1 protein-coding gene is annotated in these 312 nt (G+C 69.9%); it reads left to right on the top strand.

Annotation, left to right across the window (positions count from 1 at the left end):
- A partial coding sequence (locus GM672_RS28735) for a hypothetical protein (RefSeq protein ID WP_170300294.1) occupies positions 1-312 on the top strand: 312 nt, incomplete at both ends.

Raw genomic sequence — 312 nt, 5'->3', positions numbered from 1 at the left:
CCGTGCTGAGCTCGGCCCAGATCGGTGCGCTGGCAACGGAAACCGTGGCCGCGCTGGAAACGGCCGACCTGGCCGCCCTGAAGACCGGCACCATCGCCGGCCTGAAGACGCAGCAGGTTGCCGCCCTGACGACGAACCAGGTCGTGGCCCTGACGACGGCGCAAGCCAATGCCCTGACGACGGCGCAAGCCGGCGCCCTGAGCACGAACGCTGTCGCCGCGCTGGAAACGGCCGACCTGGCCGCACTGAAGACGTCGAGCATCGCCGCGCTGAACACCGCGCAGATCGCTGCCCTGACGACGAACCAGGTGG

It is taken from the genome of Pseudoduganella buxea (genome assembly GCF_009720835.1).
In the GTDB taxonomy this organism is placed as follows: Bacteria; Pseudomonadota; Gammaproteobacteria; order Burkholderiales; family Burkholderiaceae_D; genus Rugamonas; species Rugamonas buxea.
The sequence above is the reverse complement of the archived record's forward strand: the minus strand, read 5'-3'. Positions and strand labels throughout refer to the sequence as shown.